Raw genomic sequence first — 14246 nt, forward strand, 5'->3', positions numbered from 1 at the left:
ATTGGCCCTACCAATTTTAGCCAGATCATACCAGCACCTCACATTTCATTAAAATGTGCGTACAATACCGTTGCCAATAAATAACATTTGATTAACCATTCATTGTCATTACCCCTACACAACAATATTGGCAGGGCCACTTTTACACATAATGTGACGAAGATTTGAGCAAAGACTCATTCCATTATGTCGGCGGCCCCCAGGAGACCTGCAATGAATCTCTGGCAACAGAACTACGACCCGGCCGGTAACATCTGGCTTTCCAGTCTGATCGCATCGCTCCCCATCCTGTTCTTTTTCTTCGCCCTGATTAAGCTCAAGCTGAAAGGCTACGTTGCGGCGTCATGGACGGTGGTGATCGCTTTGTCGGTCGCCCTGCTGTTTTACAAAATGCCGGTCGATCACGCTCTGGCATCCGTAGTGTACGGTTTCTTCTACGGTCTGTGGCCAATTGCCTGGATCATTATCGCCGCGGTATTCGTCTATAAAATCTCGGTAAAAACCGGGCAGTTCGACATTATCCGCTCCTCGATACTCTCGATTACCCCAGACCAGCGTCTGCAAATGCTGATTGTCGGTTTCTCCTTTGGGGCATTCCTCGAAGGGGCGGCAGGCTTCGGTGCTCCGGTAGCGATTACCGCCGCACTGCTGGTTGGCCTTGGCTTTAACCCGCTGTATGCGGCAGGTTTGTGCTTGATCGTAAACACCGCTCCAGTCGCTTTTGGGGCAATGGGCATTCCGATTCTGGTTGCCGGTCAGGTTACCGGGCTGGACAGCTTCGAGATTGGCCAGATGGTGGGCCGTCAACTGCCGTTCCTGACCATTATCGTGCTGTTCTGGATTATGGCGATTATGGATGGCTGGCGTGGCGTGAAAGAAACCTGGCCTGCGGTGATGGTCGCTGGCGGCTCGTTTGCTATCGCGCAGTATCTCAGCTCTAACTTTATCGGACCGGAACTGCCGGACATCATCTCTTCTCTGGTTTCCCTGGTCTGTCTGACGCTGTTCCTGAAGCGCTGGCAGCCGGTACGCATCTTCCGCTTTGGTGATATGGGCGCTTCGCAGGTCGATATGGATCTGTCGCGCACCCGCTACACCGCCGGGCAAATCATCCGCGCCTGGTCGCCGTTCCTGTTCCTGACAGCTACCGTCACGCTGTGGAGCATACCGCCGTTTAAAGCGCTGTTTGCACCAGGCGGCGCGATGTACCACTGGGTGGTCAATATTCCGGTTCCGTTCCTCGACAAGCTGGTTGCCCGTATGCCGCCGGTCGTACACGAAGCCACAGCCTACGCGGCGGTGTACAAATTTGACTGGTTCTCCGCGACCGGTACCGCAATACTGTTTGCCGCCCTGCTGTCCATCGTCTGGCTGAAGATGAAGCCGTCTGCTGCGCTTCAGACCTTTGGTAGCACGCTGAAAGATCTGGCGCTACCTATCTACTCCATCGGGATGGTGCTGGCATTCGCGTTTATCTCTAACTACTCCGGGCTTTCATCCACCCTGGCATTGGCCCTGGCTCACACCGGCAGCGCATTTACCTTCTTCTCGCCGTTCCTTGGCTGGCTGGGGGTATTCCTGACTGGATCCGACACCTCATCAAACGCACTGTTTGCCGCCCTACAGGCCACGGCCGCTCAGCAAATCGGTGTTTCGGATGTATTAATGGTGGCTGCAAATACCACCGGCGGCGTGACCGGAAAAATGATCTCTCCGCAATCTATCGCTATCGCCTGTGCGGCAGTGGGATTAGTGGGAAAAGAGTCTGACCTGTTTCGCTTTACCGTGAAGCACAGTCTGATTTTCACCTGCATGGTGGGTGTGATTACCACACTGCAGGCCTATGTCTTAACCTGGATGATTCCATGATAGTGATGCCCAGACGCCTGTCAGACGAAGTCGCATCTCGTGTGCGGGCGCTGATTGAAGAACAACAGCTGGAAGCGGGCATGAAGTTGCCCGCTGAGCGCCAGCTGGCCGTACAGCTCGGCGTATCGCGCAACTCGCTGCGCGAGGCGTTAGCAAAGCTGGTGAGTGAAGGCGTACTGATTAGCCGTCGTGGCGGTGGAACGTTTATTCGCTGGCAGCATGAGGCATGGTCTGAACAAAACATCGTGCAGCCGCTGAAAACCCTGCTGGCGGACGATCCTGATTACAGTTTCGATATTCTGGAAGCCCGCCACGCCATCGAAGCCAGCACCGCCTGGCACGCAGCTATGCGTGCCACTGCAGCCGATAAAGAGAAGATCAGGCTCTGTTTCGAGGCCACACAAAGCGAAGATCCAGATCTCGCCTCGCAGGCAGACGTTCGCTTTCATCTCGCCATTGCGGAGGCCTCACACAACGTGGTGCTGTTACAGACCATGCGCGGTTTCTTCGACGTATTGCAGTCTTCGGTGAAACAGAGCCGCCAGCGAATGTACCTCGTGCCGCCCGTATTTTCACAGCTGACGGCACAGCATCAGGCCGTACTGGATGCGATTGTTGCCGGAGATGCCGACGGCGCGCGTAAAGCGATGATGGCGCACCTCAGTTTTGTCCACACCACGATTAAACGATTTGATGAAGATCAGGCCCGCCAGGCGCGAATCACCCGCCTGCCCGGTGACCCTGGTGAGAATAGCAGGGAGAACAACACATGATTATTTCAGCAGCCAGCGACTATCGCGCCGCAGCCCAGCGCATCCTACCCCCCTTCTTGTTCCACTATATTGACGGTGGGGCGTATGCAGAGCACACTTTGCGCCGTAACGTGGCAGACCTGTCGGAGGTGGCCCTTCGCCAGCGCGTGCTGAAGAATATGTCCGACCTGAGCCTGGAGACAAAACTGTTCAACGAAACGCTCTCCATGCCGGTGGCCCTTGCACCTGTCGGTCTGTGCGGCATGTATGCGCGTCGGGGCGAAGTTCAGGCCGCCGCCGCCGCTGATGCCAAAGGCATTCCGTTTACGCTTTCCACAGTATCCGTATGCCCGATTGAAGAAGTCGCCCCGACTATCAAGCGTCCGATGTGGTTTCAGCTGTATGTTCTGCGCGATCGCGGCTTTATGCGTAACGCCCTGGAACGAGCCAAAGCGGCAGGTTGCTCCACGCTGGTCTTTACCGTCGATATGCCAACACCTGGCGCACGCTACCGTGACGCCCATTCCGGGATGAGCGGCCCAAATGCGGCACTGCGCCGCTACTGGCAGGCAGTCACCCATCCACAATGGGCATGGGACGTTGGCCTGAACGGTCGCCCGCATGATTTAGGCAATATCTCGACCTATCTTGGCAAACCCACCGGCCTTGAAGACTACATCGGCTGGCTGGCGAATAATTTCGATCCGTCGATTTCCTGGAAAGACCTCGAGTGGATCCGCGAATTTTGGGATGGTCCGATGGTGATCAAAGGGATCCTCGATCCTGAAGATGCTCGCGACGCCGTACGCTTCGGCGCTGATGGCATCGTTGTCTCTAACCACGGTGGTCGCCAGTTAGACGGCGTGCTGTCTTCAGCTCGCGCGTTACCCGCTATTGCCGATGCGGTAAAAGGCGATATCACCATTCTGGCAGACAGCGGGATCCGCAACGGTCTGGACGTCGTACGCATGATTGCGCTGGGTGCGGATAGTGTTCTGCTGGGACGTGCTTATCTGTACGCGCTGGCAACCCACGGTCAGGCCGGGGTAGCGAATCTGCTGAATCTGATCGAGAAAGAGATGAAGGTGGCAATGACCCTGACCGGTGCAAAATCGATTAGCGAAATCAGTCATGATTCGCTGGTACAAGAACTGGGAAAAAACCTGCCTGCTGCGCTGGCACCTCTGGTTCAGGGTAGCGCGGCGTAACAATATCCCCATAAAACCCACTTTCTGCATGGTCGGTCTGTTCTCAGCCCGGCCATTTTTTATCCAAAAATAACGACCAGTTAACATTTATAACCAATATATTTGACAACTTTTTATCCACCTGTCAGATGTATATACAAGCTAATACAAGGGCGAAATATACAGATAACAACCATCATAACGGGCGAGGGTGACATGGTTTATTCCGGCAAAGTGAATATCCAGCAGGCGATAGATGACAGTCCTTTTTCACGCTTTCATTGGGTAATAATCGTCCTGGGATTTCTGGTCCTGGCCATTGATGGCTTCGACACGGCGGCGATGGGCTATATTGCGCCCACGCTCTCAGCCGACTGGGGCATCAAGAAACAGGATCTCGGACCGGTGTTAAGCGCCGCGCTATTGGGCCTGTCATTTGGTGCACTGCTGGCCGGGCCGATTTCCGATCGTATGGGCCGTAAACGCGTGCTGGTCTTTTCCTGTCTGTTTTTTGGCCTCGCCAGTCTGGGAACTGCCTATGCCCAGACGCTGAATATGCTCACATTTTGGCGCTTTCTCACCGGGCTGGGTCTTGGCGCGGCAATGCCCAATGCCATCACCCTGGTGTCAGAATTTGCACCAAAACGCTGTCGTTCAATGGCGATTAACACCATGTACTGCGGCTTTCCGTTAGGGGCTGCAGGCGGCGGGGTGATCTCCTCCTGGCTTATCCCTAACTACGGCTGGCACAGCGTCCTGCTTGCCGGTGCGATCGCCCCGCTGGCCCTCACCGTATTGTTGGTGCTGTTCCTGCCGGAGTCGGTGAAGTATCTGGTTCACCGCGGTAAAGGGGTTGCACAGGTTAAACGCATTGCTCAACGCTTTATGTCGGGAAGTCTGGAACAGGTTACCCAGTTTTATCTGGATGAAGACCGCGTCACGGTCAAAAAAGGCAGCGTGGCACAGCTATTCAGTATGCCCTGGCTGCCGGGCACGCTGATGCTCTGGATGACCTACTTTATGGGATTGGTTATCTATTACGTGCTGTTGAGCTGGATGCCAACGCTGATGCTGGGAATGGGATATCCGCTGGCTGAATCCGCCTGGCTGACGTCACTGTTTACCTTCGGCGGTACCGCAGGGATCCTGCTGGCCGGTTGGTTAATGGATCGCTGGGAAGCACATAAAGTGGTGTCACTTGGCTTTATTCTGACGATGCTGTTTGCCCTCGCTCTCGGGTTTGAACATAACCATATCATCCTGTTCGGCGCACTGATCTTCCTGATGGGGATTACCATGAACGGCGCGCAGTCCGGGCTGCAGACGCTGGCCGCCACGTTTTATCCAACCCACTGCCGCGCAACGGGCATTGCCTGGATGCAGGGCGTGGGCCGCTTCGGTGGCGTAGCCGGAACGATGATGAGCGCCCAGTTGCTTTCCCTGCAATGGCAGGCAGACAGTATATTAATGTTCCTCAGCCTTCCGGCGCTGGTTGCGGCTGCCGCAACGATTTACAAACTGCAACGCTATAAACCGCACGCGCTGACCGTCGCATAGTACCCGCTCTTTCTGCTATTCTGCCCCCGTTATCAAGGGGGCAGTATGCTTAACATCGTTTTATTCGAACCAGAAATCCCGCCAAATACCGGCAATATTATCCGTCTTTGCGCCAACACCGGCTTTCGTCTGCATATTATTGAACCAATGGGCTTTACCTGGGACGACAAGCGCCTGCGTCGCGCGGGGCTGGATTACCATGAGTTTACCGCCGTGCTGCGCCACCCTGATTACGCCAGCTTCGTCGCCGCAGAAAACCCGCAACGTCTGTTTGCCCTGACCACCAAAGGTACGCCAGCGCATAGCGCGGTAAGCTATCAGGACGGGGATTATCTGATGTTTGGCCCGGAAACTCGCGGTCTGCCATCCAGCATCCTCGACGCGCTGCCAGCCGAACAAAAAATTCGAATTCCGATGATGCCGGACAGTCGCAGCATGAACCTGTCAAATGCGGTGTCGGTGGTGGTGTATGAGGCCTGGCGCCAGTTAGGTTATCCTGGCGCGGTATTGCGTAGTTGATTTTTGTCGGATGGCGGCTGACGCCTTATCCGACCTACGAGATTTGTAGGCCCGGTAAGCACTGCGCCGCCGGGCATAGCTCGAAATCAGATGCCATCGCCGTATTCGAAAGTATGATGAATCCCGTTGAAATGCTGATCCATATCCATAGACGGTTTATCGCTGTCAGGCTTACCGACGATGCGTGCAGGTACGCCTGCCGCAGTGGTATGCGGGGGTACCGGTTGTAAAACCACGGAACCTGCGCCAATCTTCGCGCCGCGCCCGACTTCAATGTTGCCGAGAATTTTTGCTCCCGCGCCAATCATTACACCTTCACGAATTTTCGGATGACGATCGCCGCCGGCTTTACCGGTCCCGCCGAGCGTGACGGATTGCAGAATAGAGACATCATTTTCAATCACTGCCGTTTCACCGACCACAATGCCGGTTGCGTGATCGAGCATAATCCCACGGCCAATTTTTGCCGCCGGATGAATGTCTACCTGGAAGGTAACGGACACCTGATTTTGCAGGAAGATCGCCAGCGCCTGACGCCCCTGATGCCACAGCCAGTGACCGATACGGTAGGCCTGAAGCGCATGAAAACCCTTCAGGTACAGAAGTGGGGTGGAATATTTATCGACAGCCGGGTCACGCGTACGTACCGCCTGAATATCACAGGCCGCTGAGGCAATCATTTCAGGATCGGCGGCATAGGCCTCTTCCACGACTTCGCGAATCGCAATGGCGGGCATGATTGGAGAAGCGAGTTTATTCGCCAGCATATAGCTTAGCGCACTGCCGAGATTTTCATGTTTGAGCAGCGTTGCGTGGTAAAAACTGGCCAACATTGGCTCACATTCCGCCAGTGCCCGGGCTTCCGCTTTAATGTTTTTCCAGACGATATCCAGTTCTTCACACGGCATTGCGTACTCCAGAAGGTAGCAAAACGACCGACCCGTTCTTCGCGGGTCGGGTCGTTAGATTGAAACGGTTCCTTACGGCTAGTGGCTGCTTCGCTCGTCCTTGCGCGCACGACCTAATAACGTCAATGCTGCCTCGCGCGCGTTTTTTCCGCAATACAATACTTGATAAATTTCCTCGGTTATTGGCATCTCGACACCAAAACGGTGCGCCAATTCACGAACTTCTTTCGTATTGCGATAGCCTTCAACCACCTGACCAATCTTGTCCTGCGCGCCCTGCACGTCCATACCCTGGCCGAGCATCATGCCAAAACGACGGTTACGCGACTGGTTGTCGGTACAGGTCAGCACCAGATCGCCTAAACCCGCCATCCCCATAAAGGTGGCAGGATCGGCACCCAGCGCCGCGCCAAGGCGAGACATTTCGGTCAGTCCACGGGTGATCAATGCGGTACGCGCATTCGCGCCAAAACCGATGCCGTCAGACATCCCCGCACCAATCGCAATGACGTTTTTCACCGCGCCGCCAAGCTGCACGCCAATGAAATCCGGGTTGCTGTAAACGCGAAAGCTTTTGCCGCAGTGCAGCAACTGCTGGAGATCGTCAGCAAAGGCGTCGTCCGTCGAGGCCAGAGAAATCGCCGTCGGCATGCCCGCAGCCAGCTCTTTGGCGAACGTCGGGCCGGAAATAACCGCCAGTGGAATTGAGTCCCCCAGCGCTTCACGCGCGACGTCCTGCAGCAGACGCCCCGTTTCCGCCTCCAGACCTTTTGTCGCCCAGACCAGTCGTGCGTCAGGACGCATCAATGGTTTGATGTTTCGCAGCACTTCGCCAAAGACGTGGCTCGGCACCACCACCAGAATATTACGACTGGCGGCCAGCGCAGTGGCTAAATCACTTTCCAGGCGCAGTGTGTCAGGAAAAGGCACATCAGGAAGGAACGCGACGTTGCAGCGATCGTGCTCAAGGGTCGCGATATGTTTCGGATCATGGCCCCACAGGACAACCTGATGGCCATTTCTTGCCAGGGTGATGGCAAGAGCGGTGCCGTACGAGCCGGCACCAATCACAGTCATTGAAGCATTACTTTGGTTCATCAGGCATCCTGATGTTCTTCAGTACCTTCGCCAGCCTGCTGCTGTAAATAGTTCATGAACAGCGCATCAAAGTTGACCGGCGCAAGGTTCAGTTGCGGGAACGTACCGCGTGATACCAGGCTGGTGATGCATTCACGGGCATACGGGAACAGAATGTTCGGGCAGTATGCGCCCAGGCAATGCGCCATCTGAGTCCCTTCGATACCACTGATGGAGAAAATACCGCCCTGCTGAACTTCGCACAGGAACGCAGTTTCTTCACCAAGAGAAGCCGTTACAGTGACACGCAGCACTACTTCATACACGTCATCTGCCAGTTGGGTAGATGCGGTATCAAGATCAAGTTTAACCTCTGGCTGCCAATCTTTCTGGAAAACATGCGGTGCATTTGGCGCTTCGAAAGACACATCCTTGGTATAGATACGTTGGATCTGGAAAGCCATTTCAGTGTTATTTTGTTCTGACATGTTTAGAAAACCCTTAGTGTTGTCCTTTAAATACTTTCAGTACGCCTTATTGCAGCAGGGGATCCAGTCCACCACGCGCATCCAACGCATACAAGTCGTCACAACCGCCAATGTGCTGTGCATCAATAAAAATCTGCGGAACCGTCGTACGGCCACTGCGCTTGATCATCTCTTCACGCTTTACGGCATCGCCGTCAATCGGAAGCTCCTGGAAACTCACACCCTTGCTGTTCAACAGCGCTTTTGCGCGATGGCAAAACGGGCAGGTTGCTTTGGTGTAGATCTCAATATTGGCCATGACTTATCTCCAGTGTTCTTTTTACCCTGCGGCATGAAAGAAGATGGGTAAATTACTTGCCGCGAACCAGTGGCAGATTCTCACCACTCCAGCCCGCTACGCCGTCTTTCAGTACGGATACTTGCTCAAAACCGGCTTTAATCAGCGCAGTTGCTGAATCCTGGCACTGCATGCCTGAACCATCAACCACAATCACAGGTTTGTTTTTGTGTTTTTCAAGTTCGCCAAAATTGTTGGCTTTGATTTCGCTCGGCAGCAGGTTAGTGGAGCCTGCGATATGGCCTTTGCGGAAGTCGTCGCGCTGGCGTAAATCCACAACAACGGCGTCTTCTTTGTTGATAAGACGTGTAGCTTCGCCGCGAGTAATCACCTTCACTTTTGAGGTCAGGCTCTTAAACGTGGTAAATAATACAGCCGCCAGTAACGCAATCCAGGCGATACTCAAGACAGGGTGGCGACTAACAAATTGCATAATTTCTTGCATGGGGGGTAACAACTCCCGACTCAGTGATTAAAAAAACCAGGAAAGGAGTATACCTGCGCGTTGGCGCAAATACAGCCAGAGCGTGCATTGGATTGCATTTTTGCGGGGCGCTACGGAAAAAAAAATGTAAATCGGTGTTCCCCTTAGCACGCGATCCCCCATTATTTGATCTTCGGGGGCTACTTTATCGATTCAGCTGTAGTAAAATTACGCAATTATTTTTTATCTCTTGAGTGTGAGGTTGTCGCAATGTCGGTTTCTAAAAAACCTATGGTACTGGTGATTCTGGATGGCTACGGCTATCGCGAAGACAGCCAGGATAACGCCATTTTTAGTGCTAAAACCCCGGTAATGGATGCGCTGTGGGCAAAACGTCCGCATACCCTGATTGATGCGTCCGGTCTGGAAGTCGGCCTGCCCGATCGCCAGATGGGCAACTCCGAAGTGGGTCACGTAAACCTGGGCGCGGGCCGTATCGTGTATCAGGACCTTACCCGTCTGGACGTTGAAATCAAAGAACGTACTTTCTTCGCTAACCCGGTGCTGACCAGCGCGGTCGACCAGGCAAAAAATGCCGGGAAAGCGGTACACATCATGGGTCTGCTCTCTGCTGGCGGCGTTCACAGCCACGAAGATCACATCATGGCGATGGTAGAAATGGCCGCTGAACGCGGCGCTGAAAAAATCTATCTGCACGCTTTCCTTGATGGTCGTGATACCCCGCCGCGCAGCGCTGAACATTCACTGCAGAAATTCGAAGAGAAATTTGCCGCGCTGGGCAAAGGCCGAGTAGCGTCCATCATCGGTCGTTACTACGCTATGGACCGCGACAACCGTTGGGATCGCGTAGAACAGGCTTACGATCTGATGACGCTGGCGAAGGGCGAGTTCCAGTTCGCTACGGCGGTTGAAGGTCTGCAGGCTGCTTATGCCCGCGACGAAAACGACGAATTCGTCAAAGCGACCGTTATCCGTGCCGAAGGTCAGGCAGATGCTGCTATGGAAGATGGCGATACGCTGATTTTCATGAACTTCCGTGCTGACCGTGCGCGTGAAATCACCCGTGCGTTTGTTAACGCTGATTTCGACGGCTTCGCCCGTAAGAAAGTCGTTAACCTCAACTTTGTGATGCTGACCGAATACGCGGCAGACATCAAAACTGCGGTTGCTTACCCACCAGCATCTCTGGCCAACACCTTTGGTGAGTGGATGGCGAAGAACGAAAAAACGCAGCTGCGTATTTCCGAAACTGAAAAATATGCGCACGTGACCTTCTTCTTCAACGGCGGCGTAGAAGAGCCGTTCAAAGGCGAAGACCGCATCCTGATCAACTCTCCGAAAGTTGCGACCTACGATCTGCAGCCGGAAATGAGCTCTGCTGAACTGACCGAGAAGCTGGTTGCAGCGATTGAGAGCGGTAAATACGACACCATCATTTGTAACTACCCGAACGGCGACATGGTTGGTCACACCGGGGTGATGGAAGCAGCGGTTAAAGCGGTTGAAGCGCTGGATCACTGCGTTGAGCAGGTGACTAAAGCGGTTGAGTCCGTTGGCGGCCAGTTGCTGATCACCGCAGACCACGGTAACGCAGAGCAGATGCGCGATCCGTCCACCGGTCAGGCACATACTGCACATACCAACCTGCCCGTTCCGCTGATTTATGTCGGTGGTAAGAACGTCAAAGCAGTCGAAGGCGGCAAACTTTCTGATATCGCCCCGACGATGCTGACGCTGATGGGTATGGAAATCCCGCAAGAGATGACTGGTAAGCCGCTGTTCATCGTGGAATAATCCCTCCCCATGAGGGGAAAGGCGATTAATACCATCACTCGGGCCGTGAAACCGCGTAAGTTTTCAGTCAGGCCCTTGTTCTACGCCAGCGCGCTTAGCGCTGGCGTATTGCTGTGCGCCTTTTCCGCCCACGCGGACGAACGCGACCAGCTCAAATCTATTCAGGCCGATATCGCGGCAAAAGAACGCGCGGTACGCCAACAGCAACAACAACGTTCCACTCTCCTCGCTCAGCTTAAAGCTCAGGAACAAGCCATCGCCGTTGCCGCAAGGCAGTTACGCGAAACGCAGAACTCACTGGTACAGCTGAACGCGCAAATCGCAGAGATGAACGCAGCACTCGCGAAGCTGGAAAAGCAACGAGCAGCGCAAGAGCGCAGTCTGGCAGCCCAGTTAGACGCCGCGTTTCGCCAGGGTGAACACACCGGTATTCAGCTCATCCTTAGCGGCGAAGAAAGCCAGCGCGGACAGCGCCTGCAAGCCTATTTCGGCTACCTGAACCAGGCGAGGCAAGAAACTATCGCGCAGCTGAAACAAACGCGCGAAGAGGTCGACTCGCAAAAAGCCGAGCTGGAAGATAAGCAAAGCGAACAGCAGACGCTACTGTACGAACAGCGCGCTCAGCAGGCTAAGCTGGAGCAGGCGCGTAACGAACGCCAGAAAACACTGGCGGGTCTTGAGTCCTCGATTCAACAGGGCCAGCAGCAACTGGGCGAAATGCGCGCTAACGAATCCCGTCTGCGCAACAGCATTGCTCGCGCCGAAGCTGCGGCCAAAGCGCGCGCGGAACGTGAAGCGCGCGAGGCGCAGGCCGTACGTGATAAGCAGAAGGATGCGTCACGAAAAGGCTCGACCTACAAGCCGACCGAAAGCGAAAAATCACTGATGTCCCGTACCGGCGGTTTGGGTTCGCCACGCGGCCAGGCATTCTGGCCCGTTCGGGGTCCAACCCTACATCGTTATGGCGAACAGCTGCAGGGTGAGCTACGTTGGAAGGGGATGGTTATTGGCGCATCCGAAGGCACCGAAGTTAAAGCCATTGCCGATGGTCGCGTCATTCTGGCGGACTGGTTGCAGGGCTATGGCCTGGTGGTCGTCGTTGAGCACGGTAAAGGCGATATGAGCCTGTACGGTTATAACCAGAGCGCACTGGTCAGCGTCGGTACGCAGGTTCGCGCCGGGCAGCCTATAGCACTAGTGGGTAGCAGCGGCGGTCAGGGCAGGCCGGCACTCTATTTCGAAATTCGTCGCCAGGGTCAGGCGGTCAATCCACAGCCGTGGTTGGGAAGATAAGTTTTGCCACAACAATTTCGTCGTCTACTACTCTCTCTCGCCAGCCTGCTGGCCTTCGCAACACCTGTTTTTGCTGGCAAACTCGCCATCGTCATTGATGATTTCGGCTATCGCCCACACACTGAAAACCAGGTACTGGCGATGCCTTCTACCATCTCCGTTGCCGTTCTGCCTAACGCCCCACATGCGCGAGAAATGGCAATCAAAGCGCATAACAGCGGGCATGAAGTCTTAATCCATCTGCCAATGGCGCCGCTGAGCAAGCAGCCGTTAGAGAAAGATACATTACGCCCTGAAATGAGCAGCGAAGAGATTGAGCGAATTATTCGCGACGCGGTAAGCAAAGTACCGAATGCGGTCGGTCTGAACAACCATATGGGCAGCGCGATGACCTCCAGCCTGTTTGGCATGCAGAAGGTGATGCAGGCGCTGGAGCGATACGATCTCTACTTCCTGGACAGCATGACCATTGGTAACAGCCAGGCAATGCGCGCAGCGTCAGGGACCGGTGTGAAAGTCATCAAACGCAAAGTCTTCCTGGATGACACGCAAAACGAAGCCGATATTCGCCGTCAGTTTAATCGTGCCGTCGAGCTGGCGCGCCGCAACGGTTCCGCAATCGCCATTGGCCATCCTCACCCGTCTACGGTTCGTGTCCTGCAGCAGATGCTGTATAGCCTGCCAGCCGACATCACGTTGGTTCGCCCAAGCAGCCTGCTCAATGAACCGCAGGTGGATACCTCCAGACCAAACCTCACGCCACCGAAGAACGGTACACCTGATGCGCCGCGTAATCCTTTCCGCGGGGTGAAATTATGCAAACCGAAGCAGCCGTTAGAGCCAGTGTACGCCAGCCGCTTCTTCAGCGTGCTCGGCGAAAGCATTACCCAAAGCACGCTGGTGCAGTATATGCGCCTGCAGTGGCAGGGCTGGCAATAATCAGTCTTTGCTATCCAGCGTTAAATGAGCCAGGCGGCGCGGCGTCAGTGCTTTATCGCGCCACTGGCTAAAGCGGATGGCCCACAACAGCACCTGATAACCCAGCTTAACGCTGCAAATATTGCTTACCATACGCTTGAACATACCCGACACGAATACTTCAGCAATCATGCGCTGGCGGATTTTCTCGTCCGGTTCTTTACGGATGCAATGACAAACGCGTAGCGCTTCGTAAATCACCTGCTGTTTGAATTCCGGGTAAATGGGAATACGCCCAGCGTAGTCGTGATTCATCTTATCCAGCAGACGGGTAATTTTGATGTAGTGGCGCTGGTAAGCGAGGTTTTTCAGCCCGGTGCGCGGCAGACGGCTAACAGATGCGCCGTGCAGGAAGTATTTATACAGAGGGATTTCCGTGTAACGCGCGCGCTTCGCATTAAACATAAACTCCGTCGTCCAGATAATATCCTGGTGATGCAGGCCAGACAGGAAGGTCAGCCCCGCGTCGCGGATAGTCTGATGACGATAAACGCCCATCCAGACAACGTGTCGCCAACGGCGGCTGGCTAACGCTTTGCGTAACCAGTCTGGCCCGGTCATCACGCCGGTAGAACGAATACGATCGGTAGGAATGGATGCCCAGGTGTGGCCGGTTTCCGCAATACACCAATCAGCGTTGCACTGCGCAACATCCAGGTTGTCTTTCAGCGCCATAGTCATCAGCGTTTCATACATTTCCGGATAGGCAATATCATCGCCGTCTACGTACGCGATGTACTCCCCCCTGGCGACTTTCATACCGGTATTGCGCGCCGCCGAAACGCCCCCATTGCGCTGGTGCAGCAGATGAACGTGTGGATAACGATCCGCATAAGACTGAGCAAGCTCCGCAGAGTTATCCGTAGAGCCATCATTAACAATGATGATCTCCAGGTTCTTCCAGGTTTGCGCAATCAGCGAATCCATACACGCAATGAACGGTTCACCCGTGTTGTAAAGCGGCATAATGACGCTCAGGAGACCAGGGATATAGGTCATATCAAATCCAGCCAGACAATAGAGTAATCGGCACTTTTTAGCA

General features: G+C 54.6%; 14 protein-coding genes. 8 read left to right on the forward strand and 6 right to left on the reverse strand.

Annotated elements, in window-relative coordinates; all coding sequences use genetic code 11:
• Nucleotides 1-213 precede the first annotated feature (213 nt).
• The 5 genes from lldP to trmL all read left to right on the forward strand — a co-directional run bounded on the left by lldP (nucleotide 214) and on the right by trmL (nucleotide 5884).
• Nucleotides 214-1869 carry an L-lactate permease gene (lldP, locus tag SK34_RS10860; RefSeq protein ID WP_003837651.1) on the forward strand — a complete coding sequence of 552 codons (1656 nt, stop codon included), beginning with the start codon at nucleotides 214-216 and terminating at the stop codon, nucleotides 1867-1869.
• Nucleotides 1866-2642, forward strand: coding sequence for a transcriptional regulator LldR (lldR, locus tag SK34_RS10865; RefSeq protein WP_003024170.1), 777 nt, complete (start codon nucleotides 1866-1868; stop codon nucleotides 2640-2642). Before lldP ends, lldR begins: the two co-directional genes overlap by 4 nt.
• Complete coding sequence (gene lldD, locus SK34_RS10870; RefSeq protein ID WP_048233023.1) at nucleotides 2639-3829, forward strand: FMN-dependent L-lactate dehydrogenase LldD; 1191 nt, start codon at nucleotides 2639-2641, stop codon at nucleotides 3827-3829. Before lldR ends, lldD begins: the two co-directional genes overlap by 4 nt.
• 195 nt (nucleotides 3830-4024) lie before the next feature.
• Nucleotides 4025-5365 carry an MFS transporter gene (locus SK34_RS10875; protein ID WP_046671017.1) on the forward strand — a complete coding sequence of 447 codons (1341 nt, stop codon included), beginning with the start codon at nucleotides 4025-4027 and terminating at the stop codon, nucleotides 5363-5365.
• Nucleotides 5366-5410: 45 nt separating this feature from the next.
• Complete coding sequence (trmL, locus tag SK34_RS10880) at nucleotides 5411-5884, forward strand: tRNA (uridine(34)/cytosine(34)/5-carboxymethylaminomethyluridine(34)-2'-O)-methyltransferase TrmL (protein WP_016151165.1); 474 nt, start codon at nucleotides 5411-5413, stop codon at nucleotides 5882-5884.
• Nucleotides 5885-5970: 86 nt separating this feature from the next.
• Here trmL and cysE read toward each other — a convergent pair whose 3' ends face one another.
• From cysE to SK34_RS10905, 5 genes are all read right to left on the reverse strand, one after another.
• Nucleotides 5971-6792: a serine O-acetyltransferase gene (cysE, locus tag SK34_RS10885; protein ID WP_003024160.1), complete on the reverse strand. Its 822-nt coding sequence runs from the start codon at nucleotides 6790-6792 to the stop codon at nucleotides 5971-5973.
• Between the two features lie 78 nt (nucleotides 6793-6870).
• The gene (gpsA, locus tag SK34_RS10890) at nucleotides 6871-7890 is read right to left on the reverse strand and encodes an NAD(P)H-dependent glycerol-3-phosphate dehydrogenase (protein ID WP_003844543.1); all 1020 of its coding nucleotides are present in this window, start codon (nucleotides 7888-7890) and stop codon (nucleotides 6871-6873) included.
• Complete coding sequence (gene secB, locus SK34_RS10895) at nucleotides 7890-8357, reverse strand: protein-export chaperone SecB (RefSeq protein ID WP_003024155.1); 468 nt, start codon at nucleotides 8355-8357, stop codon at nucleotides 7890-7892. The genes gpsA and secB overlap by 1 nt, the downstream gene beginning before the upstream one ends.
• 46 nt (nucleotides 8358-8403) lie before the next feature.
• Nucleotides 8404-8655: a glutaredoxin 3 gene (grxC, locus tag SK34_RS10900; RefSeq protein ID WP_003844542.1), complete on the reverse strand. Its 252-nt coding sequence runs from the start codon at nucleotides 8653-8655 to the stop codon at nucleotides 8404-8406.
• A 52-nt stretch (nucleotides 8656-8707) separates the two neighbouring features.
• Nucleotides 8708-9139 (reverse strand): rhodanese-like domain-containing protein, encoded by a 432-nt coding sequence (locus SK34_RS10905; protein ID WP_003024148.1) that lies wholly within the window; start codon nucleotides 9137-9139, stop codon nucleotides 8708-8710.
• Between the two features lie 249 nt (nucleotides 9140-9388).
• On the opposite strand from SK34_RS10905, the gene gpmM reads away from it, so the two are divergent.
• The 3 genes from gpmM to SK34_RS10920 are packed head-to-tail and all read left to right on the forward strand — an operon-like array spanning nucleotide 9389 to nucleotide 13165.
• Nucleotides 9389-10933, forward strand: a complete 1545-nt coding sequence (gene gpmM, locus SK34_RS10910) for a 2,3-bisphosphoglycerate-independent phosphoglycerate mutase (RefSeq protein ID WP_032937186.1) — start codon at nucleotides 9389-9391, stop codon at nucleotides 10931-10933.
• A gap of 33 nt (nucleotides 10934-10966) precedes the next feature.
• Nucleotides 10967-12226, forward strand: coding sequence for a murein hydrolase activator EnvC (envC, locus tag SK34_RS10915; protein ID WP_231588753.1), 1260 nt, complete (start codon nucleotides 10967-10969; stop codon nucleotides 12224-12226).
• Between the two features lie 3 nt (nucleotides 12227-12229).
• Nucleotides 12230-13165 (forward strand): divergent polysaccharide deacetylase family protein, encoded by a 936-nt coding sequence (locus SK34_RS10920; RefSeq protein WP_003024138.1) that lies wholly within the window; start codon nucleotides 12230-12232, stop codon nucleotides 13163-13165.
• Here SK34_RS10920 and SK34_RS10925 read toward each other — a convergent pair whose 3' ends face one another.
• The gene (locus tag SK34_RS10925; RefSeq protein WP_003844540.1) at nucleotides 13166-14203 is read right to left on the reverse strand and encodes a glycosyltransferase; all 1038 of its coding nucleotides are present in this window, start codon (nucleotides 14201-14203) and stop codon (nucleotides 13166-13168) included.
• Nucleotides 14204-14246: the final 43 nt, after the last annotated feature.

The sequence above is a fragment of the Citrobacter sp. MGH104 genome (assembly GCF_001034485.1).
GTDB classification, from domain to species: Bacteria; Pseudomonadota; Gammaproteobacteria; order Enterobacterales; family Enterobacteriaceae; genus Citrobacter; species Citrobacter freundii.